Source organism: Photorhabdus sp. RM71S (assembly GCF_042879355.1).
GTDB lineage: Bacteria > Pseudomonadota > Gammaproteobacteria > Enterobacterales > Enterobacteriaceae > Photorhabdus > Photorhabdus kayaii.
The window spans coordinates 1-223 of sequence record NZ_JBHFKV010000307.1 but is presented as its reverse complement, the minus strand read 5'-3'; the positions used below and the strand labels follow the sequence as shown (position 1 = coordinate 223).

The window sequence follows — 223 nt, the reverse complement described above, 5'->3', positions numbered from 1 at the left end:
ACGGGACTCGCTTTTGTCGATTCCACAAGTATTCGTGTTTGTCATAACATTCGTATCCCTCGCCATAAGGTGTTTGACGGCATAGCGAAACGAGGAAAAGGGTCAATGGGATGGTTTTTCGGTTTTAAGCTGCATCTGATAGTCAATCATCAGGGAGAAATTGTGTCAGCCAAACTCACTCCGGGTAATGTCGATGATCGGGAGCCTGTCCGTGAGTTAGCAA

Annotated in this window: 1 protein-coding gene; it reads left to right on the top strand. The window is 46.6% G+C overall.

What is annotated here, in order from left to right:
* Positions 1-223 (top strand): transposase (locus ACGF5R_RS25010; RefSeq protein ID WP_387693354.1); only part of this gene is annotated, 223 nt, incomplete at both ends.